This window comes from Kaistella sp. PBT33-4 (assembly GCF_029194425.1).
Taxonomy (GTDB): domain Bacteria; phylum Bacteroidota; class Bacteroidia; order Flavobacteriales; family Weeksellaceae; genus Marnyiella.
Map to the genome: position 1 here is coordinate 18821 of NZ_JARFYL010000001.1, position 20501 is coordinate 39321.

At 44.3% G+C, this 20501-nt stretch carries 19 protein-coding genes; 15 read left to right on the forward strand and 4 right to left on the reverse strand.

Going from position 1 to position 20501, the window contains the following annotated elements:
* Positions 1-48: 48 nt before the first annotated feature.
* Together guaB and P0M11_RS00070 are read left to right on the forward strand one after the other, a co-directional pair.
* Entirely contained in the window at positions 49-1509 is a 1461-nt protein-coding gene (gene guaB, locus P0M11_RS00065) for an IMP dehydrogenase (RefSeq protein WP_275623909.1), read from the forward strand.
* Position 1510: 1 nt separating this feature from the next.
* Positions 1511-1924 (forward strand): DUF6759 domain-containing protein, encoded by a 414-nt coding sequence (locus P0M11_RS00070; RefSeq protein WP_275623910.1) that lies wholly within the window; start codon positions 1511-1513, stop codon positions 1922-1924.
* A 53-nt stretch (positions 1925-1977) separates the two neighbouring features.
* On the opposite strand, the gene P0M11_RS00075 is transcribed toward P0M11_RS00070, so the two are convergent.
* Both P0M11_RS00075 and ruvC read right to left on the reverse strand, forming a co-directional pair.
* Positions 1978-3063, reverse strand: coding sequence for a DUF4407 domain-containing protein (locus P0M11_RS00075; protein ID WP_158065024.1), 1086 nt, complete (start codon positions 3061-3063; stop codon positions 1978-1980).
* Positions 3064-3348: 285 nt separating this feature from the next.
* Positions 3349-3903, reverse strand: a complete 555-nt coding sequence (gene ruvC, locus P0M11_RS00080) for a crossover junction endodeoxyribonuclease RuvC (RefSeq protein ID WP_275623911.1) — start codon at positions 3901-3903, stop codon at positions 3349-3351.
* 86 nt (positions 3904-3989) lie between these two features.
* On the opposite strand from ruvC, the gene P0M11_RS00085 reads away from it, so the two are divergent.
* The 8 genes from P0M11_RS00085 (at position 3990) to P0M11_RS00120 (ending at position 9953) form a co-directional block, all read left to right on the forward strand.
* The gene (locus tag P0M11_RS00085) at positions 3990-4313 is read left to right on the forward strand and encodes a PadR family transcriptional regulator (RefSeq protein ID WP_275623912.1); all 324 of its coding nucleotides are present in this window, start codon (positions 3990-3992) and stop codon (positions 4311-4313) included.
* Positions 4310-5011 (forward strand): hypothetical protein, encoded by a 702-nt coding sequence (locus P0M11_RS00090; protein WP_275623913.1) that lies wholly within the window; start codon positions 4310-4312, stop codon positions 5009-5011. Before P0M11_RS00085 ends, P0M11_RS00090 begins: the two co-directional genes overlap by 4 nt.
* A gap of 4 nt (positions 5012-5015) precedes the next feature.
* Positions 5016-5723, forward strand: coding sequence for a hypothetical protein (locus P0M11_RS00095; protein ID WP_275623914.1), 708 nt, complete (start codon positions 5016-5018; stop codon positions 5721-5723).
* A complete protein-coding gene (locus tag P0M11_RS00100; protein WP_275623915.1) occupies positions 5723-6448 on the forward strand; it encodes a hypothetical protein in 726 nt (241 codons plus the stop codon). Before P0M11_RS00095 ends, P0M11_RS00100 begins: the two co-directional genes overlap by 1 nt.
* A gap of 32 nt (positions 6449-6480) precedes the next feature.
* Complete coding sequence (locus P0M11_RS00105) at positions 6481-7401, forward strand: MBL fold metallo-hydrolase (RefSeq protein WP_275623916.1); 921 nt, start codon at positions 6481-6483, stop codon at positions 7399-7401.
* 184 nt (positions 7402-7585) lie between these two features.
* Entirely contained in the window at positions 7586-8266 is a 681-nt protein-coding gene (gene gntA, locus P0M11_RS00110; protein WP_275623917.1) for a guanitoxin biosynthesis heme-dependent pre-guanitoxin N-hydroxylase GntA, read from the forward strand.
* Positions 8266-8874, forward strand: a complete 609-nt coding sequence (locus tag P0M11_RS00115) for an urea carboxylase-associated family protein (protein WP_275623918.1) — start codon at positions 8266-8268, stop codon at positions 8872-8874. Before gntA ends, P0M11_RS00115 begins: the two co-directional genes overlap by 1 nt.
* A 95-nt stretch (positions 8875-8969) precedes the next feature.
* Complete coding sequence (locus P0M11_RS00120; RefSeq protein WP_275623919.1) at positions 8970-9953, forward strand: lipoate--protein ligase; 984 nt, start codon at positions 8970-8972, stop codon at positions 9951-9953.
* A gap of 15 nt (positions 9954-9968) precedes the next feature.
* On the opposite strand, the gene P0M11_RS00125 is transcribed toward P0M11_RS00120, so the two are convergent.
* Positions 9969-11063, reverse strand: coding sequence for a serine hydrolase domain-containing protein (locus P0M11_RS00125; protein ID WP_275623920.1), 1095 nt, complete (start codon positions 11061-11063; stop codon positions 9969-9971).
* Positions 11064-11203: 140 nt separating this feature from the next.
* Here P0M11_RS00125 and P0M11_RS00130 point away from each other — a divergent pair, with 140 nt between their 5' ends.
* Positions 11204-11524, forward strand: a complete 321-nt coding sequence (locus tag P0M11_RS00130) for a four-helix bundle copper-binding protein (RefSeq protein ID WP_275623921.1) — start codon at positions 11204-11206, stop codon at positions 11522-11524.
* Positions 11525-11745: 221 nt separating this feature from the next.
* On the opposite strand, the gene P0M11_RS00135 is transcribed toward P0M11_RS00130, so the two are convergent.
* Positions 11746-15108, reverse strand: coding sequence for a methylmalonyl-CoA mutase family protein (locus P0M11_RS00135; RefSeq protein WP_275623922.1), 3363 nt, complete (start codon positions 15106-15108; stop codon positions 11746-11748).
* Positions 15109-15301: 193 nt separating this feature from the next.
* Here P0M11_RS00135 and P0M11_RS00140 point away from each other — a divergent pair, with 193 nt between their 5' ends.
* The 4 genes from P0M11_RS00140 (at position 15302) to P0M11_RS00155 (ending at position 20461) form a co-directional block, all read left to right on the forward strand.
* Entirely contained in the window at positions 15302-17308 is a 2007-nt protein-coding gene (locus P0M11_RS00140) for a sensor histidine kinase (protein WP_275623923.1), read from the forward strand.
* Positions 17305-17943: a response regulator transcription factor gene (locus P0M11_RS00145; RefSeq protein ID WP_275623924.1), complete on the forward strand. Its 639-nt coding sequence runs from the start codon at positions 17305-17307 to the stop codon at positions 17941-17943. The genes P0M11_RS00140 and P0M11_RS00145 overlap by 4 nt, the downstream gene beginning before the upstream one ends.
* Positions 17944-18037: 94 nt before the next feature.
* Positions 18038-19924 (forward strand): hypothetical protein, encoded by a 1887-nt coding sequence (locus P0M11_RS00150; protein WP_275623925.1) that lies wholly within the window; start codon positions 18038-18040, stop codon positions 19922-19924.
* 81 nt (positions 19925-20005) lie between these two features.
* Positions 20006-20461 carry a hypothetical protein gene (locus tag P0M11_RS00155; protein WP_275623926.1) on the forward strand — a complete coding sequence of 152 codons (456 nt, stop codon included), beginning with the start codon at positions 20006-20008 and terminating at the stop codon, positions 20459-20461.
* Positions 20462-20501 lie beyond the last annotated feature (40 nt).

Below are 20501 nucleotides of genomic sequence, written 5' to 3' on the forward strand. Positions count from 1 at the left end.
CACTTTCATTTTAAGTAAAAAAACCTTAATTTTGCAAAGAAAGTAAAGATGTCTATACACAACAAAATCGTGGAGACAGCCATCACTTTCGATGACGTTCTTCTTATCCCTTCTTACTCCGAAGTACTGCCTAATCAGGTATCTTTAAAATCACGTCTTTCCGATAAAATAACCCTTAATGTTCCTATTGTGTCCGCAGCTATGGATACAGTTACCGAAGGCGAAATGGCCATTGCACTTGCAAGAGTCGGTGGAATAGGTTTCATCCATAAAAACATGCCGATAGAGGAACAGGCCGCTCAGGTATACCGGGTGAAACGTTCGGAAAACGGAATGATTTCGGATCCTGTGACGCTTTCTAAAGATCATACACTAGCTGAAGCCAAGGAAATGATGGCAAATTTCAAGATTTCAGGGCTTCCTGTAGTGGACGCTGAAAACACGCTAATTGGCATCATTACGAACCGCGATGTGAAGTATCAGGAAAACCTGGAGGTTAAGGTTGAGGAGCTGATGACTAAGGATAAACTAATCACCAGCGACAAACAAACCAACCTGGAGCAGGCCAAAGAGATCCTTCTGAAGAACAGAGTGGAAAAACTGCCGATTGTTGACGATAAATTCAAACTTGTAGGACTTATTACAATCAAGGATATTGATAACCAAATGGAATATCCTAACGCCAATAAGGGCGCGGATGGCCGACTGATTGTGGGAGCCGGTGTTGGCGTTGGTGAAGATACGATAGACCGTGTAACGGCTTTGGTAAAAGCCGGTGTTGATATTATCGCTGTGGATTCGGCTCACGGCCACTCCAAAGGTGTTTTGGAAAAGATTACTGAAATCCGAAGCAAATTTCCCGATCTGGATATCGTAGGCGGTAATATTGTAACTGCCGAGGCTGCCAAAGACCTCATAGATGCTGGTGCCAATATCCTGAAAGTAGGTGTAGGTCCGGGTTCTATCTGTACTACAAGAGTAGTTGCGGGAGTTGGTGTACCGCAGCTTTCAGCCATTTATAATGTCTTTGAATATGCTAAAAGCCGCAATGTCGCGGTAATTGCCGACGGTGGTGTGAAACTTTCCGGTGATATTGTAAAAGCCCTGGCCTCAGGCGCAAATGCTGTAATGTTAGGATCGTTACTTGCCGGAACTGACGAAGCTCCCGGTGAGGAGATTATTTTCCAGGGCAGAAAGTTCAAGGCTTATCAGGGAATGGGCTCACTTTCCGCCATGCGACGTGGCGGCAAGGAAAGGTATTTCCAGACCGAGGCCAAAAAATTCGTACCGGAAGGTATTGAAGGCCGTGTGCCGCATAAGGGGAAACTGGAAGAGGTGGTTTTCCAGCTTACAGGTGGTATAAGAGCGGGTATGGGTTACTGCGGAACTCCTGATATTGAAACGCTGCAGCGTGACGGCAAAATGGTGATGATTACCGGCAGCGGTCTTAAAGAATCGCATCCGCATGATGTGATTATAACACAGGAAGCTCCTAACTATTCGCTGTAAGATGAATAAGCTGTATTCCATAGCTGCTGTGGCACTCGTAGTGGCTTCCTGTGCAGTACAGGAAGATAAAACACCTATTGCTGAACGGTCTGAAGCATTTGAATTTGGACAGCTTATGATACAGGATTCCATAAACAAATTGGATACGGCTGCCGAATCGCTGGACCTGCTTCTGAACGGCAGCCCACTGGATAACCATGTTTCTCTCCTCATCAACAATAACAGCAAATGCAATGTTATAGTTCGGTTTGCAGGAGATACTACGTATAATGTTCCCGTACGCAGGAAATTCAGAAATTTTGTGGTGCTGGAAAAAGGTAACTATACCGTAACCTCAAATTTATGCTCCACGCGCTACGCGGTACGCAAGACTTTAATGGACAGCAGTACACTAACTCTTTCCGAGTCAGAGTAAATAATTCTAACTGATAAAAAGAGCCTTCCGCAATGAGTGGAAGGCTCTTTTTGCTAAAGGGTTTCGTTCTCGTCACCCAGCGAACGTTTATAACTGCTGATTCTGTAATCGCTTGAAGCGTTACCTTTTTGAATCTTTTCGTCCGCATAAATCCTGAAGTCGTTCTCGGTCTTGTCCAGCAGGTAGTCGTAAGGCCCTGCTGATGAAATCAGTTTAACCAGTACAGGAGCAATTTCCAGACAGATAAAGAGTCCCATGATGAATGAAGCTGCCAGTGCCATCACTGCGGAATTTTTGCCGAGTTCATCCAGCGCCTGAAGACGGGCCGCAAGCCCATTGAAACGGTCTTCAGTGGTTTCCGTTTTCTCTCTTTCAGTTTCAATATTCGTATATACCTTGGAAATCTCCCGGTCCAGATACTGTAGGCGCGGCGAACTGCTTTTCTGATGATTTTCCAGATCCATACGGCGCTGTTCCTTAAGTTCAGCTTTCCGTTTGGCATTGGTGCCGAATCCTACCTTGCCGCTCGTCAGTCCGGACTGTTTACCCAGGATTTCTTTTTCAAGCTCCACAGCTGCCGAATCATAAGCCGCCTGATACATGGCTGTTTTCTCCTGAATTTGCTTCTTTTCCTGTTCAAATGGTGTGCTTTGCTGCAGAATCCGGGTGTTCATCTCGGCCTGCAGTTTGGCTTTGTTTCGCTGGATAATGGTATTCAGTTGCTTATTAACTTCTTTTTCAAATATCTTCAGTTCCAGAGGTTTGGAAATGATGATACCCAGAAATGCCGCCAGGATAAGTCGCGGTACGGCCATAAGGATTTGGTTACCCCACGAACCTGTCTTTTTTATGGACGAAACAATATAGCGGTCCAGATTAAAAATCATCAGACCCCACACTACACCGAAGGCTACCGACACCCACAGATCATCAAAAACGGTATACATGGCATAGCCGGCGGACAGGGTTGCAAATACCGCAGTAAACAGAACGATTCCGCCAATGCCGGCAAATTTATTCCATTCACTGGGCGTTTTTCGTAAAATATGTATATTGCCTCCGGAGCATAGGAGCAGAAAATGCTGAAACCAATTCATCGTATGATTTTCCGGGCGCTGTAAAGTTTGTTGCGTCTTCATACAGGATAAGTCATGCGCTTAATAACATTGTTACAGATGGTATTAGGTTTTACCCAGTATAAATATGATATGCAAAGAATAGTAAAATACGTAAAATGACGTAGGTATTTACCCGCAGCAATCTAAACAAATTTAGTTATAGAACATATCTTTGTTTTAACAAAAACACAAATGATAACGCAGTAATTCAGTGGCTGATGCATTAAAATTTTTTTAGAAATAAAACATTAACACTGGATTATTCAGAATGTGGTAACCGATGCAAGTCACGGTTACCATATTTTTTTACCGAGCACGGTCCGGATTCTGCCTCAGGAAACTTTCCCATCCCGAATAACTTTTTTCCGATACGGCATTACCGGAATTGAAATGGTGACACACCGCCACCGCCAGACCGTCGGACGCATCCAGATACTTTGTAGGAAACTCCTTCAGGTTCAGTAAATTTTGGAGCATTGCTGCAACCTGCTCTTTGCTGGCATTCCCGTTCCCGGTAATGGCCATTTTTATTTTCTTGGGTGAATACTCGGTGATAGGAATATCGCGGTACAGACTTGCGGCCATTGCCACACCCTGTGCACGGCCCAGCTTCAGCATACTCTGCACATTTTTGCCAAAGAAAGGCGCCTCCAGGGCCACTTCATCCGGATGAAATTCATCTATCAGCGACAGGGTTCTTTCAAAAATATACTTCAGTTTGGTTTCGTGATTCGGATATTTTTTCAGAATCAGTTCATGAATGGAAATCATCTCCATTTTACCCTTGGTTACGGAGATAATTCCGAAACCCATAATTGTGGTACCGGGATCAATACCCAGGATAATCTTTTCGTTTTTCACTGATGCAAATGTAAAAAATTAAACGCCGAAAATTTGGATGCATAAGAAAATGATGTATATATTTGTTATGCATAGTTAAATTAGGTATGAAGAGAAATCAGCTTTATAAAGGTACACTTCAGAACATTATCCTGAAACTCCTGGTTACAGAGGTGAAGATGTACGGTTACCAACTTACCCAGCGCGCAAAGGAACTTACAAAGGGTGAGCTGGAAATGACTGAAGGAGCGCTTTATCCGCTTTTGCATAAACTGGAAAATGATGGAATCATTTATTCGGAAATTCAAAACGTAAACGGGCGCGACCGCAAATACTACCTGCTGACAGAAAAAGGCAGGAAGCAGCAACAGGCTCAGGAAGCTGAAATGAAATCCTATCTTTTTAATTTAAATGCCATTTTTAATATATGATGACAGATGACCAACGAATCCAAATTGCGGGATATCTTCTGGCGGAAAAACTGACGGTAGATGTTGCGATGGAACTCCATGATCATTTTTGTACACACATTTCAGCGCTTATGCAAAAGGAAAACATCTCATTTAATGAAGCATTTGATCTTACTAAAGATGCATGGAAAGCTGACCTTAGATTGGTCAAACTTGGAAACGGTAAATTCATTCCAAAAATTAACAAAGAAATCGGGGCTCAGCAGGAAAGGAATGTTGCTGTGTATGCGATCTTCACAGCTGCAGTGTTCTTAACAGTTATATCTGCTGCATCACACGGTTTATCATCTGATCACTATTCAGTTTTTAAAACAGCTATTTGGAGTGCGGCGGTCCTGGTGCCGGTTGTTTACTTTCTTTTTAATATCAAAGACATTGCTATTGCCTGGAGGATGAAGGGATTGCGGCTAAATACTCATCAGAAATCATTTGCAATGGTTGCGCCAGGTTACATCCTGATGCAGAATACCATCTTCAGTATTGAAAGTCAAGCAAGGATTCAGGATCTTTTTTATGGCTCTTTTACAAAATTGGACTTAGCTACACTTGTGGTAGCACCTTTGGGGTTACTAGCCTATTTTTTCGGACTGCTGTCCATGTTCAAATTCATCAGACATCTGCGGCGTACAAAACCATTTCTTCACTTTATAAAAGCATAATTCAATGGACGAAACTAAGCTCGCTGCAATTCGTAATTATCTTTTAGATAAAAAACTGCCGATTGATATTCTGGTAGAGGTTTACGATCATTTCGTTACCCAGATATCGGAGTTGCAGAAAGAGGAAGGGTTGGAATTTGACAAAGCTTTTGAAAAGGTAAAGCAAAGTTGGCAGGGAGAATTGCAGCCTTCCTGGAAAGGGGAGTGGGACCTGGTAGACAGAAGTGAACTGTTGCGGAAAATCAACACCGCAAACTTACGTGCCTTCCTTGGCAAGGCGCTTTACATCGCTTCTGTAATTGTGCTGGCTCTGATGTTGTTTTCTTTTTTATTTAGCTTCCATGTTTATAAATATATTTTTGTCATAGCTACAGGTCTCATATTGCTGCTTCCTTTTTATGTTTACTTTAAGAACTTCAAAGATTTTTCTCTAAATAAGAAATACAAAAAGTATGTCCTTGTTTCTTTTCAGGAGTATACATTGTTAAGCCTTTCGTGCCTGTATTTTTATTTTAAATTCTTTACAGAAGCCAGTACAATTGCAAAAATGTTTGCAGGCACAGCGGACGGCACTAATCTTAAGAGTATAATCTTGGGAATTGTAATCACTTATGCTGTTTTAGTGATAAGTTTAGTTTCTTACTACTCACAGAGAAAATTTCTCCATACCATTAAAAAAGTAAAACCATTTTTAAAGCATCTTAATGTTTGATGAACAGCTCGCAACTCACCCAAATCCGCACCTATCTTTTAGATAAAAAACTGCCGATCGATATCGTGGTGGAGGTTTACGATCATTTCACAACCCAGATATCAGAGTTGCAGAAAGAGGGAGGGTTGAACTTTGAGGAAGCATTCGATCAAGTGAAAGACAGCTGGAAAGATGAATTAAAACTATATTGGGACGGCAGCTGGAATCTGAACGACAACAGTAAATTTCTCCGCAAAATGTATCTCAGTATTAATTTGGGCGTGCTGAAACAAATGTTTATATACGGTGGGATGGTGCTGATTTCCTTGTTCTTAATGGCGCAGTTGACCAGTGCGGAGCTCTTCAGCTATTTATTGACCGCGGCAATGGTGCTTTTTACGTTCCTACCTCCAATACAGTATTTGCGCCATCGTGATGATTTTGATCTGGCTAAAAAATACAATAAATATGTTCTGACCTATTATCAGCATTCTCCAGCAATATTCTTCAGCTCCTTTGCAGTGTTAATTCCAAATATTGACAGGATATTTAATAATTCTCCTACCGTTTTTTCTGTTTTCCGCTTCATGCAGCCGGAATATTCAACGGATAGGTTTTTATTTACCTTCATTGTAATAATTTTTCTGGTCTTCGGAAATGCTTTGATATTCATTACCCAGAAAAAATATCTCACTCAAATCCAAAAAGTGAAACCTTTTCTTATTTTTCTGAAACCTCAGGCCTAAACTTTTGGCTAATTTTAGCTAAAATTTATCCTATGGACCGTAAACAGTTTCTTGCCACCACCTTCTCTGCCGGACTGGGTTTGGCCATCATGCCCGGATTTCTTAGCTGTGCTGCCTCCCGTACAGTTTATGAACCCTTTGTGCCAACTACAGGTAGCCTTAAAAAAGTGCGCGGGAACGTTAGCCGGTTTACCAACCGTGGCGGTACCGTGGGCCTGTTGGAAACTGAAGATGGATTTATTGTAATAGATTCCCAGTTTCCGGATGCCATACAGTCCATTCTGGACGGAATTTCTGCCAAAGGCAAACCGGTTCTGTACCTCTGCAATACCCATCACCATGGAGATCATACTTCCGGAAATTTTGCTTTTAAAGCTCCGGACACCAAAATCGTGGCGCACCGCCGCGTCCCTGAACTGCAGCGCCTGGCCGCTGAAAAAAGCAATAAACTAACGGAACAGCGTTACCCAAAAGTTCTTTTTGATAAGGAGCACAGTATTAAAGCCGGAAGGGAGAGGATTACAGCCTATCACTTCGGCAACGGCCACACTTACGGCGATGCCATGTACCATTTTGAAACTGATAACGTAGTTCACATGGGCGACCTTATGTTCATCAATATGATACCGGTGTACCGAACTGCCGACGGTTCCGATTCCCGCAATTGGGTACGCGTGCTTGAAATGGCACAGTCAAAATTTGATAATGACACCATATTTATATTCGGACATGCCAATACCCCGGAATTAACCGTGGGACGTAAGGCTGACCTCGCAGAGATGGCCGGATTTTTGGAAGCGTCCACTCAATATGTACAAAAAGCAATTCAAGAAAACAGATCTACAGAAGATCTGTTGAAGCAGAGTCCGCATATTCCCGGATTTGCCAACAGAATCAGTCCTGACCGGTATCAGGCATTTCTTGAGGGGATACGGCAGACCTTGGGCGGATAATCAAAATTTTGTACTGCAGTCTCGCTGGCTGGCTAATAATAGCCCGCCTCTTTTGCGTTGTCAAAAGTCATAATTCCCGGTATTTTTGAAGTGTAAGTATTTGATGTGCAATGGTATTATACTTGTATAGAAAATAGTCTCCGGCTATCACAGCCGCACCATCTTAACATTAAAATATAGTTTTATGGAAGTCTTAACACCCTCAGGCATTGACCTGCGACAGATAGATAATGCTTATCAGGAATTCATTTTAAAAAGTGATCATCCCTGTATTATGGCAAAGTCACTCTTCAAAATGAACAACTATGACCTTCATGCTTATGAAGAAATGCTAAGCAGTAAAACTGCAGAAAATATTATCGCCGATTTAAAAAATTACATACAGTGTACTAAAATTGGAACTACGGATTTCCGCTCCTTTGTGGCTGTTTTTCCAAATGACTCTTTCAGTGAGGAGCTGACTTACGAAAACGCACTTTGGCAACTCCTTCAAAAGCTTCATGATAAAGATCCTGAAAACTGGGACAGTAACGTAAGCAGCGATCCTAACGATTCAAATTTCAGTTTCAGCCTTTTAGGCCACGCATTTTATGTGATTGGTCTGCATCCGGCAAGTTCGCGCATGGCACGGCAGGCACCTTATACCACTTTAGTATTTAATCTCCATTCTCAGTTTGAGAAACTTCGGGAAATGGGAACGTACGATAAAGTAAGAGATATGGTTCGTAAAAACGATGAAAAACTCCAGGGCAGCATTAACCCTGTACTGAAAGATTTCGGTGAAGATGCGGAGACCAAACAGTACAGTGGCCGCCACGTGGAAGACAGCTGGAAATGTCCCTTTCATCATAAACACAGCAAATAATGCAGCATACACACACTATTGAAAAACAAACCGGGAAAGCATTTATACTTAATAAAGGGGATATACTTACCGTTACCGACCCAATGGGAATGCAGGTAAGTGATATGGTTTTGTTTAACCGCCATGACCACGGCGAAAAAATCTCTTCCGGTAAATCGCTTGATTTTGAGGAAAGCATATTGCTGACAACAGGAAATTATCTTTGGAGCAACCGGTCACGTAAAATGATGAAGATTTTGGAAGATACCAATGGCCGCAATGATTTTCTGCTCGCGCCCTGCAGTAAGGAAACTTTTGAAATCATGTACAGGCATGAGGGCTATCATCCTAGCTGTCTGGAAAATCTTACAAAAAACCTGGAACCAATGGGGCTGTCACAGGATGAGATCCCTACCGCCTTCAATATCTTTATGAATGTTCAGTTTGATGCAAAAGGTAAGATTTCCGTACTTCCGCCGACTTCCAAACCCGGCGATTATGTAAAGTTTGAGGCCATGATGGATCTGTTGGTCTGCCTCACCGCCTGTTCTGCCGAAGACAGCAATGGCGGATCATTTAAGCCTATACAATATTCTGTCACCCCATCATCTTCATATTCCCAATTGTAAAATAAAGGCTGCTGCAACTCAGGCGGCCTTTTTTTGGCTTTCAACACCTGCAGTCAGCTCCCCGAAAATCAGTAATTTTGCTGCAAACACTCCGCATGTATATTATTGATTCACCATCCAACAATGCTTATTTTAATATTGCTGCAGAAGAATTTCTCTTAACAAGATTTCCGACACAGGATCTCTTTCTGCTTTATGTAAATGCTCCGTCCATTATCGTGGGAAAATTCCAGAATACCCTGGCTGAGATCAATTTGGATTATGTAAAGGAAAAAGGAATTAAGGTGGTGCGCAGGATGTCCGGTGGCGGCACAGTTTATCATGATTTGGGAAACCTGAACTTCAGTTTTCATACCGTGTTGGGTAAGCACGACTTTATGGACTTTTCTGTTTTCACCGAACCCGTGCTTACGCTGCTGGACAGATTAGGTGTTCCCGCCGTGCTGCAGGGCCGCAACGATTTACTCGTTGACGGGCGGAAGTTCAGCGGTAATGCCAAACTGGCGCGCCAGGGAAAGATGATTCAGCACGGAACAATACTCATTGACTCAGAGATGGAAATCCTGGCCCAGGCGCTGAAGGTGAATCCACTCAAATTTATTGATAAAGCTACCAAGTCCAACCGCGCACGTGTGGTGAACCTGAAGGAATATTTACCAGGGGGAACCGGCACTGAGGAAATGAAAAATCTTCTTACCGAAGAAATCCTCAGAAATAATCCAGGCGCCAAAAGGTACAGTCTTACGGAGGACGATGTGGCCCGGATCGAAAAACTGGTGGCGGAGAAATATGAAACCTGGGACTGGAATTTCGGCTTCTCGCCCAATTACAATTACCGGAAAGCCATTAAAGTTCCGGCAGGATTTATTGAAGTCCATCTTGATGTGGTGAAAGGTGTAATAGAAAAAGCCAAAATTTTCGGCGACTTTTTCGCGGCCCACCCTATTGAAGAACTGGAAAACAGGTTGATCGGTAAGAAACATGAGGAAAAGGATCTCCGGGAACTGTTTTCAGAACTGAACCTGACTGACTATTTTGGTAAGGTGAGTGCTGATGAAATTATAGAAGCCTTCTTCTAGACATGCTTTAGACCATTAATGTTTCCACGTCACTTCCAGGCTGTCCACTATCTGCTTCACCCTCGTATGGGGCCGGAAAATTGCTTTCTTGCCTTTTCCTGTATCGGCTGTATTAGATAGGATAACCACCGAGGTCCTGCTTTGCGGATAATATAAAGTGAGTGAAGGAGATCCTTTTACATAGCCCGAATGAAGATAGGTCTTTGGCGCAGCGCCAAGCATGATACCATGGCCATAACCTACAGAACCCAGAATAGGATGATTCATATTTGCGCTTTGTTTCAGAAACTTTTGAAGAGACACGGGAGCAAGGATTTTGCCTGAATACAGCTCAAAATTCCACCGGTGCAGATCATATACTGTGGACAGCAGTCCACCAGCTGCCGTGGAGATGGAACCATGGGCCAGTCGTTGTGGCATATTCGGCACCGGGGTGGTATTGCTGGGGGGACCGGTATGTGCGCCGGCCAGATTTTTTCCGGTAAAGTTCTCAGCAGTATATGTCGCGGTAAGTCCTGCTTTCGCAAAAAGCTCACGGGCATTTGCATCGTAAGACTTGCCGGATGCTGCCTCTGCAATCTCCCCGAGTAAGCGGTACCCTTTATTTGAATAATTGAACTCTGCACCCGGTTCAGATTGCAAACCTGGCCCCAGATCACTGATTCCGGAAGTATGCGTGAGTAAATGATGAATGGTAATATCTTCAAATGTCTTGCTTCGGTATTCCGGCAAGTATTTCGATATTCTGTCCGAGGTGCTCAGTTTTCCTTTTTCCTCCAAAAGCAAAATAATAGCGCCTGCAAACTGTTTGCTTACTGATCCTATGGCGAATACCGAATTGCTGTCCAACTGTTCTTTGGTTTTGAAATCTTCAAATCCGAGGCTTTTCTCATAATACTTTTCAGATTCCCGGTACACCGAAATAATGCCGTTAAACTGAGTCTCCGCAAAAACAGAGTCGAGCAGCGGCTTCAGCGTTTTCTTTCGTTCCCAGCTGACGAGGGTATCTTTGGCAGGAATTTGTGTAGCTGAAAGGTCCTGAGTGGCGGGTACATCGGGTTTACACGCGAAAAGGAAGGACAGTAAAAGGAAAGGTAAATATAGCTTCAAAATAGGAATAGGATTGTTGGCCACCATACAGCAAAAACCGTGGCAGAAGTTGATATGCCGACTGAAAATTAAGGTACACATTTTATTTCTGCATCATGGCAGGAACCTTGTTGCATCCTTACCAGTCAAAAAGCAGAATTATGAACAATGAAATGTTATTAGAGAAACTGTCGGCCTGCATTGCGGCGTGTAATCACTGCGCAGATGCATGTCTGGAAGAAGAACATGTGCATCATATGGTGAACTGCATCCGTACGGACCGTGTTTGCGCGGCAGTGTGTACGGCGGTGCATCAGGTGGCGGCTACGCAATACACCAACATGGTTGATTTGCTGGAAGTGTGCATCAGGATTTGCGGCGAATGCGCAGCAGAGTGTGAGAAACACGAACATGATCATTGCCGGGAATGTGCCCGTGCCTGCCGCGAATGTGCGGAAGCTTGCCGGTCATTTATGAATTGATTTTTGGAGCCGGGAACCTGCTTTCGCGGCTCGCTTTTTCCCTGGTGCGGCGGCGAAGCCGCCGCCCAAAGGTAAAGAGCTCAAACAAACCGCTCAATCAGGGCTAAATAAAAAACCGTGTCAGGCAAGGCCCGACACGGTTTTTTATACTTATACTAAATGGCCAGAATCTTCAGTCTCTCTTCTAACCTCTAACCTCTAACTTCTAGTTTCTATCTCAACTACATATTCCTTCTGTACATACCACCCACTTCAAAGAGCGCATTGGTAATCTGACCCAGAGAACAGTATTTTACCGCTTCCATCATGAGTTCAAATAAATTCTGCTGGTTGATGGCGCCGTGCTGAAGAGATTTCAGTGCGTTTTGCGTATTGTCGGAATTTGCACTTTGGTAATTGTGCAGGTTTTTGATCTGCATCTGCTTCTCTTCTTCGGTAGAACGGATTACTTCGCCCGGTAAAACAGTTGGTGAACCGTCTTTACCCAGGAAAGTATTTACGCCGATAATCGGATATTCACCCGTATGTTTCAGCCATTCGTAATGCATGGATTCTTCCTGGATCTTGGAACGCTGGTACATCGTTTCCATTGCACCAAGCACTCCGCCTCTTTCCGTAATCCTGTCAAATTCAGCATAGACAGCTTCTTCCACCAAATCAGTAAGTTCTTCAATGATGAATGAACCCTGTAATGGATTCTCATTTTTAGCCAGACCGAGTTCTTTATTGATGATCAGCTGGATAGCCATCGCACGTCTTACCGATTCTTCAGTTGGCGTCGTAATGGCTTCGTCATAAGCATTGGTATGGAGTGAGTTACAGTTGTCATAGATGGCGTAAAGCGCCTGCAGAGAAGTCCTGATATCATTAAAATCAATTTCCTGCGCGTGCAGCGAACGACCGGAAGTCTGGATGTGATATTTCAGCATCTGGCTTCTTTCGTTGGCGTTGTATTTTTCGCGCATCGCCTTGGCCCAGATTCTTCTGGCTACACGTCCGATTACCGCATATTCCGGATCGATACCGTTGGAAAAGAAGAACGACAGGTTCGGCGCAAAATCATTGATGTCCATGCCGCGGCTCAGGTAGTATTCCACATAAGTGAAACCGTTGGCCAGAGTAAAGGCAAGCTGCGAAATTGGGTTGGCACCGGCTTCAGCAATATGGTAACCTGAAATGGAAACCGAATAGAAGTTCCTGACTTTTTCTTTAATGAAGTATTCCTGAACGTCACCCATCAGTCTCAACGCAAATTCCGTTGAGAAAATACACGTGTTCTGAGCCTGGTCTTCTTTCAGGATATCCGCCTGAACAGTTCCACGAACCGTAGCGATGGTTTCCGCCTTGATCTTAGCGTAAACGTCAGCCTCAAGAATTTCATCACCTGTCAAACCAAGTAATTTTAACCCTAAGCCGTTATTGGATGGCGGAAGTTCACCGCTGTAAGTTGGGCGGTTCAGTCCTTTATCGTCAAATTTTTCTTTGAGTCTGGCCTCAACTTTATCCCAAATTTTATTTTCTTCAATATATTTCTCACAGTTCTGGTCAATGGCGGCATTCATGAAAAATGCGAGCAGCATCGGCGCCGGACCGTTGATGGTCATAGATACCGAAGTCATGGCATTCACCAAATCAAAACCGGAGTAAAGTTTCTTCGCATCATCCAGCGTAGCGATGGAAACTCCCGCGTTACCGATCTTACCGTAGATATCCGGTGGCAAGGCAGGATCCTGACCATAAAGTGTCACCGAATCAAATGCGGTGGAAAGCCTTTTGGCGTCCATCTCCGCCGAAACATAATGGAATCTGCGGTTGGTCCTTTCCGGTCCGCCTTCGCCGGCAAACATTCTTGTAGGGTCTTCACCTGTTCTTTTAAAAGGGTAGATTCCCGCAGTAAAAGGGAAGGATCCGGGAACATTTTCCTGGCCTTTCCAACGGATGAGGTCGCCCCAATCCTGGAATTTTGGCAAAGCGATCTTTGGAATCTTAAGGTGCGACAGCGTTTCAGACTTGGTTTGAACTTTAATTTCTTTTCCGCGCACAAAGTAGGAGTAAGTATCCGCTTCCAGTTCTTCTTTGAAATGATGCCAGCCGTGCAGGAAGGCTGCGTTTTCTTCGGAAAGTTCTTTTTTGGTTTTCAGGAAAACTTTTTCAAGCTTGTCATGCGTATGCTGGTCGTCCTGTATAAGTGCTTTCGCGCCCTCCACGAGGTACATCTTCTTGGCGATGAGTGCCTGGTTTTCTACTTCTTTATCGTATGCACGGTTCGTGTCCACTATTTCAGACAGGTAGCGGACTCTTTTCGGCGGAATAATGGTCGTTTCCTCTGAAACATTTTGCTCCTCGTATTCGCTGAAATTTAAACCTTCGAACTTTGCATTTACTTTTTTAATCAATTCGTTATAAAGCTCTGTAGTTCCCCAATCGTTGAACTGGCTGGCTTTTGTGGAATAAACCGGCATTTCTTCCAGCGGCTGCTCGAAGAGTACATGGTTTCGCTGATATTGCTTTTTAACCGCCTGAAGCGCGTCCAGAGCACCGCGTTTATCCGACTTGTTCAAAGCGATTAAATCGGCATAATCCAGCATGTCAATTTTCTCCAGCTGGGTAGAGGCGCCGTATTCCGGCGTCATCACGTACATGGAAACATCAGCGATTTCAGTAATTTCCGAACCGGACTGTCCAATACCTGAAGTTTCCAGGACTATGACATCGGGTTTTGAAATTTTCAGGACATTTAAAGCCGAATGGATATACGGCGAAACTGAAACATTATTCTCACGCGTTGCCATCGAGCGCATGTAAACACGCGAATCGTTGATTGAATTCATACGGATCCTGTCGCCAAGCAATGCACCGCCTGTTTTCTTCTTGGACGGGTCTATGGAGATAATGGCGATTTTTTTCTCAGGGTTGGACCTTAGGAATCTTCTAACAAGTTCGTCGGTTAATGAGGATTTCCCTGCACCTCCGGTTCCGGTGATGCCAATAATCGGGATTGTGGAATTTTCAGCTCTGGCGTCTATTTCTTTAACCAAATCGGTTTTGCTTTCGGAGAAATTTTCAACCGCTGAAATCACTTCAGCAATCGACCTGGCATCGTCAAAGCTTATTTTATCTAAATTTTCTACGGTAACATTTTCTCCCGTCGCGTAGTCGGATTTCTGAACCAGATCGTCAATCATGCCCTGCAGGCCAAGTTCGCGGCCGTCATCAGGCGAATAAATTCGGGTAATACCATAATCCATCAGATCTTTGATTTCCTCCGGAAGGATTACACCTCCACCGCCACCGAAAATCCTGATGTGTGAGGCATTTTTCTCCTTCAAAAGATCGTAGATATATTTAAAATACTCGTTATGTCCACCTTGGTAAGAAGTTAGCGCAATGGCATTTGCATCTTCCTGCACCGCACAGTTCACTACTTCCTCAGCAGATTTGTCGTGGCCCAGGTGAATCACTTCCACACCCGTGGCCTGGATCACGCGGCGCATGATATTGATAGCCGCATCGTGCCCGTCGAAGAGCGCAGCAGCAGTTACAATCCGTATTTTGTTTTTAGGAGAATATTTTTGGGTTTCCATAGATGAATTTTCAATGTGCCCAAAGATAGCAATTTATCTAGATTTGTCAGGTGATGGAAACGCTGCAGTGTCTAAGGATGACCGACTGTTCTAAGATCTAATATTATTTAAATCTAATCTAAAATATCTTTTTGCTGAGGTTTTTTAAGGTTAATTATTAACTTTATATTTAGTATTGATGCACTAAACAGATATGAAACAAATCGGATTTTTTTTCCTTTCGACGAATAACTATTCATTGTTAAAATCCGAAATTATAGGGAAAAAGCTTTTCCTGTTTTTTTTAGTGCTTATTCTTACCGGTTTTTCACGCCCGGTAAGTGCTCAGAACCTGAATGAAATTATTTCCAATCTGAAAGGGGATCTGAAGAATAATCCGGATGAGAGGAGAAAGGCAGTAATTTACGCCGATCTAACCTGGTATTATGCCAGCGTTTCGGTAGATTCTGCACTGGCCTATGGGCGCCGTGCTGTTTCGACCACCGGCAAACTGAAGGATTCGGTGCTTCTGGCACAGGTATACAGTGACCTGGGAGCAGTACACTTCCGCAATAATGACTTCAGAAATGCCGAGAAAAACTACCTGAAATCCTACGAGATCCGGAAGAAACAGAACAATGCCGCGGGCATCGCAAAACTCAACAACAACCTGGCCTCGGTGTATCAAAGCAATTTTCAGTACAGCAAAGCCATGAAAATGTACCTTGAAGCTCTTAAATTCTTTGAGGAGAAAAATGATGTGAAAAACATCAACATCACCAAAGGCAACATCGGGCTGCTGTATGTAGATCTGAAGGACAATCGCAGGGCGGTGAAGTACATTTCGGAAGCCATTGCCTATTTTGAAAGCCAGGACAGGACCACAGAAATAGAAAACAAACTTTGTGAAAATTACCTTAATCTGGGCAAAGCCCTGCAGATGCAGAAATCTTACGCGGCGGCAGAGGTACAATATAAGAAAAGCAGTGAAATTTGCGGTAAGGTGGGCAACACACAGGGTATCGCCTTTGCTTCCAGAAACTTAGGTAACTTATATACGCTTCAGCGGAAGGATTCCCTCGCGGTGCTTAATCTGCAGACATCCCAGCTCGCAAGAGAAGCGTTTAATTCCCGAGTAGATACTGAGAGCAATGGGATTGATGTGGCGCAGAATTACATTGTTCAGGGAAAATACCACGAGGCTAAAGACCTGCTTCTAAGAGCCCTGCCGGTTTTTGAACGGGAAAATTCCAAGGAAAACCAGCTCTCTACATACAAACTGCTCACCAACATCTATCACCACACGGCACAGCCAGACAGCGCCGATCATTTCTTTGAAAAATATATCGCCCTGGACGGTGAACTGGTGAACACAGGGGTTAGCAGAGCCAGTGCCGAACTTGAAAAGAAATACCAGACTTTACAGAAAGACAGTGAGATTCAGAAGCAGAAATCAACGCTTTTTAAACGGAACGTTGCATTGTTTGCCCTACTGGGAGTTTTACTTATTGGAATTGTATATTACAGAAATTACCAGCACCGCCAGAAGGCGAAGTTACAGAGAACAGTTCTGGAACAGCAGGATTTGGCCGCAAGGGCAGTTATGGCAGCTGAGGATAATGAAAGAAAACGAATGGCTACGCACCTGCATGATGGTATAGGACAGCTGCTCACAGCGGCAGGCATGAATGTAAGTGTACTCAATGATTATAAGGAAGATCCGGCACGTTTTGAACTCATATTAGACAAAACCCGTAAGATTCTTTCGGATGCCATTAGCGATGTACGCACCCTTTCACATCAGATTATGCCTCATATGCTCCTAAAAAATTCACTATCTGAGGCCTTAAGAAAACTGATTGAAAATACATCGTCGCCCACAATTGAAATTAACCTTAAGATTGAGAATCTTAATAATGAGCTGGACGAAAATATACAGATGGTCTTATACCGAACGGTACAGGAATGTATTAACAATACCCTTAAACATGCCCGGGCCACCAAGATTGATATTCTGGTAGTACAGGACTCAGATAAAATTATCACTAAAATTAGTGACAACGGGGCAGGTTTTGATCTTCAAGCTATTAAGCGTCGCAACGAGGGTATAGGGCTGCAGAATATACAGACCCGTATTGATTTCCTGAAAGGCCAGACTTGGATTAAAAGTTCAGCTGGTAAAGGAACTGAAATATATGTGGAAATCCCGCTAAAACCATGAAAATTGCCATTGTAGACGATCATCAAATTATTATTGATGGCATAGAAATGCTCCTCGGACTTGAAAACGACATCCATATTACAAGAACCTACACGGATGGGACGGACTTACTGCAAGACCTGCGCAGTGGACAGGTGGTTGCCGATCTGATTCTTACAGATCTTCTCATGCCCAATCTCACCGGCTACGAATGTGCCCGGATATTAAAAAAGGAATTTCCTGCCTTAAAAGTGATTGTGCTTTCAATGACCTGTGACCCCAAAACCATTTACGAGCTCGTGGATAAGATTGGAATAGACGGCTATTTGTCCAAGAAAATCAACCGTGCCGAACTGGTGCAGGCGCTGCACGATGCCCGCCGTGGCGACCTGCACCTCTCCGATGAAGCTGCTGAAGCACTTACAAAATTCCGCCACCGCATTATTGATTCGCCGGTTACCATCCTTTCGGCCAGGGAAAAACAGGTGGTCAGGCTCATGATTGAGGGTTTGATGAACCGCGAAATTGCGGCCCGTCTCTGCATCAGCGAAAGTACGGTAGAAACGCACCGCAAGAATATTTACCGCAAGACGGAAACCAATTCTGTCCCACGGCTCATGCAGGCCGTGCACGACCTGGATCTGCTGCAGGAGTAACTTTATTTTCCGGTTCAGAATCTGTAAAAATACCCTCTAGAGGGTATACATGGGAGGAGAGGAGTGTGATACCTTTATCCCACAAAAAACACAGATGATGAAAAACAAATTAATGCTGATCGCAGGCCTTACAATGGGTTTGGCCTTGGTGCAGGCCCAGCAGGCAACCTTTTCGGTTCTGGAGAAAGATTACGAGATCTCACGCAAGGCCAAAAAAGGATACCTGGGTGGCGTGGAGCCACTGGCTGACGGTGGGTTTGAAATGGTCTATTTCCTCCCTTCCGGAAGAAAAAAAGTGAAGATTGAAACCTACTCCTTTGACCGGGACGCGAACCTGACCAATACGCTGAAGGATGAATGGGATGTGGACAGGGTGAAGAAAAAGTGGAAGTTCTTTAACTTCAAAGGCGACGAATACACAACAACTGCCGCAGCGGTGAGTACCAACCTCACCGGCAGAATGATGTTCAAGAAGCGTGAAATTAAAGCAAAATACAACTGGTTCGCGGGTGACTATGTAAAGAGAATAAAACTGCTGGACCGGCAGAAACTGACCAGTGAATCCGGTGGCGAATACCTCTTCGGTGGCGCCTATGAAGTGGAAAGAGACAGCACGATCTATGCGCTGGCCTATCCATACACCAAAGGAGCGCCGCTGACTTCACTGTATCTCTTAAAAATCTCCAACACCGGCGAGGCCCGGAAAATCTCCAACATAGCTACACCTCACGCCATGCGTCCGCTTTTTTCCAAACCTTTGCTGGATGAAAACAGCCGCGACGTTTCCAACGATGATTTCCCGCGGGACTGGATTGTGGTACTGGCGCCCAGTAAGCCTTTCGGAAAAGGCAGCGCCGGACAGCCCAATCAACTCAGCTATCTGCGTATTTCCCCGGAAGGAATGGTGAAGGAGCAGATAAGTTTTACAGCCCCTACGGCAGGCTTCCGCATACTCAATGCCTACTCAACAGGAAAAGAGGTAATTCTTTACGGAATGGGCATCCGCAAAGACGGGAAATTTGCTGATGAGATTCTGGGAAGTACGGTATCTCCTACCAGTATGGATGATGAAGAGCAGGCTGCGGCTTCTACAAGCGGTGGCATGTTCGGCAGCATTGGCAAAATGGCCAATATGATTTCGGGTAAGGAAGATCTGGCGCCCTCTCAGCAGTCCATTGACAATCTGCTCGATGATAAAAAGTATGATGACTTTATCATTGTAAAGATCAGCGGGCAGACTGCATCGGTCGTGAAGGCGACGCCTATGGCAGAACTGAATCAGAAAGCGGTAGCCGGGGCAGATATGAAAAAACCGCTGCAGTTTGATGGCAAGAAGTTTATCACCAATAATTTTCAAATCCTGAAAGACGGATCTATGATGCTGAGTGTACAGGATTATAAACCCGAAGGGAGTGCTATAGGAATACCCGGCGGCAAAATGCTGGGTACGCTGGCAGGGGTTTCCGGCAGCAAAAGCGGCGACAATTATGACCGCGTGTACAAAGGCATGTATCTGCTCCATTTTTCACCCGAAGGAAATCTTGTCCGGAACTATACGGTACAGCTGGACCAGAAAAATAAGAAAGGCTTCTTCAATAACTCGCCCATGACCGCCGATAATTTTCCTGCAACGGGTTATCTGATCGAAAGTAAAGACGGAAAATCCGTGAATTGGATTATGGAAATGGTGAAAGCCATTGATGTGGATACTGATGTTAGCACCTTCAGCAATTTTATCGCAGGTACATCTACTACCACTACCACCAAATCCTATTCTCCTTTCTACAGCATAGAATATGGCAAACTGGACCTTGCGACCGGCAAATCATCAGAATTCAGAACGCTGGGGGATCTGGAAAAGAAAAAATACTACCTGTACAGTAAACATAACCGCATCCAAATAGGAGATTATCTCTATTTCTTTAGTGAAACTCCCAACGGTGACCGTCTGTTGGTTTCCCGGATGGATGTAAGTCAGTAATAATCTGTGATTTCCGCACCTGCGTCTGCCTGCAGGCCAGGTGTGGTTTTCCTTTCTTTAAAAAACCTAAAAATCAATATCATGAAAAAATCAGGAATTTTCTTTTACGTTATGCTGTTCGCACTTTTGTTTGCCGGCATTACTGCCTGTACCCCTGCAAATGATGATCCTGCAGATCCTCCAACAGCCGCAGTAAACGGGTTCACCTGGCGTGAAAACTCAACTACCGCGCCACTGAAAACAGCAGGCTCTTCCGAAGTCCGCACGCAGTACAAATCCATCTTTGCGTTTACGGGCGCCACGCCCACATCGGGAACGCTGTTCGAATTCAACCTTACGGGCGTCACACCCGGCACCTATCCGGTTAATGCGAGCAATGCATTTTATTTTGACGGAAATCCTGCCACGCCGGTTAGTGGTGAAGTGGTGATCACCTCCAACGCTGCAGGCAAAGCCACAGGAACTTTTAAGGCGACCTGGTCCGGTGGCGGACTTACGGCTGTCTATGGCACCTTTACCAACATTCCGGTAAACTGACATTAAATTTTACTTCCCTGCCGAGAATTTCCGGCGGGTT

Excerpts from the sequence above, each read along its gene's own strand:
- gntA (WP_275623917.1), top strand. The coding sequence starts at position 7,586 with ATGGAAGTCTTAACACCCTCAGGCATTGACCTGCGACAGATAGATAAT.
- P0M11_RS00115 (WP_275623918.1), top strand. The coding sequence starts at position 8,266 with ATGCAGCATACACACACTATTGAAAAACAAACCGGGAAAGCATTTATA.
- P0M11_RS00135 (WP_275623922.1), bottom strand. The coding sequence starts at position 15,108 with ATGGAAACCCAAAAATATTCTCCTAAAAACAAAATACGGATTGTAACT.
- P0M11_RS00095 (WP_275623914.1), top strand. The coding sequence starts at position 5,016 with ATGGACGAAACTAAGCTCGCTGCAATTCGTAATTATCTTTTAGATAAA.
- P0M11_RS00150 (WP_275623925.1), top strand. The coding sequence starts at position 18,038 with ATGATGAAAAACAAATTAATGCTGATCGCAGGCCTTACAATGGGTTTG.
- P0M11_RS00070 (WP_275623910.1), top strand. The coding sequence starts at position 1,511 with ATGAATAAGCTGTATTCCATAGCTGCTGTGGCACTCGTAGTGGCTTCC.
- P0M11_RS00090 (WP_275623913.1), top strand. The coding sequence starts at position 4,310 with ATGATGACAGATGACCAACGAATCCAAATTGCGGGATATCTTCTGGCG.
- P0M11_RS00130 (WP_275623921.1), top strand. The coding sequence starts at position 11,204 with ATGAACAATGAAATGTTATTAGAGAAACTGTCGGCCTGCATTGCGGCG.
- P0M11_RS00075 (WP_158065024.1), bottom strand. The coding sequence starts at position 3,063 with ATGAAGACGCAACAAACTTTACAGCGCCCGGAAAATCATACGATGAAT.
- P0M11_RS00085 (WP_275623912.1), top strand. The coding sequence starts at position 3,990 with ATGAAGAGAAATCAGCTTTATAAAGGTACACTTCAGAACATTATCCTG.
- P0M11_RS00145 (WP_275623924.1), top strand. The coding sequence starts at position 17,305 with ATGAAAATTGCCATTGTAGACGATCATCAAATTATTATTGATGGCATA.
- P0M11_RS00100 (WP_275623915.1), top strand. The coding sequence starts at position 5,723 with ATGAACAGCTCGCAACTCACCCAAATCCGCACCTATCTTTTAGATAAA.
- P0M11_RS00155 (WP_275623926.1), top strand. The coding sequence starts at position 20,006 with ATGAAAAAATCAGGAATTTTCTTTTACGTTATGCTGTTCGCACTTTTG.
- guaB (WP_275623909.1), top strand. The coding sequence starts at position 49 with ATGTCTATACACAACAAAATCGTGGAGACAGCCATCACTTTCGATGAC.
- P0M11_RS00105 (WP_275623916.1), top strand. The coding sequence starts at position 6,481 with ATGGACCGTAAACAGTTTCTTGCCACCACCTTCTCTGCCGGACTGGGT.
- P0M11_RS00120 (WP_275623919.1), top strand. The coding sequence starts at position 8,970 with ATGTATATTATTGATTCACCATCCAACAATGCTTATTTTAATATTGCT.
- P0M11_RS00140 (WP_275623923.1), top strand. The coding sequence starts at position 15,302 with ATGAAACAAATCGGATTTTTTTTCCTTTCGACGAATAACTATTCATTG.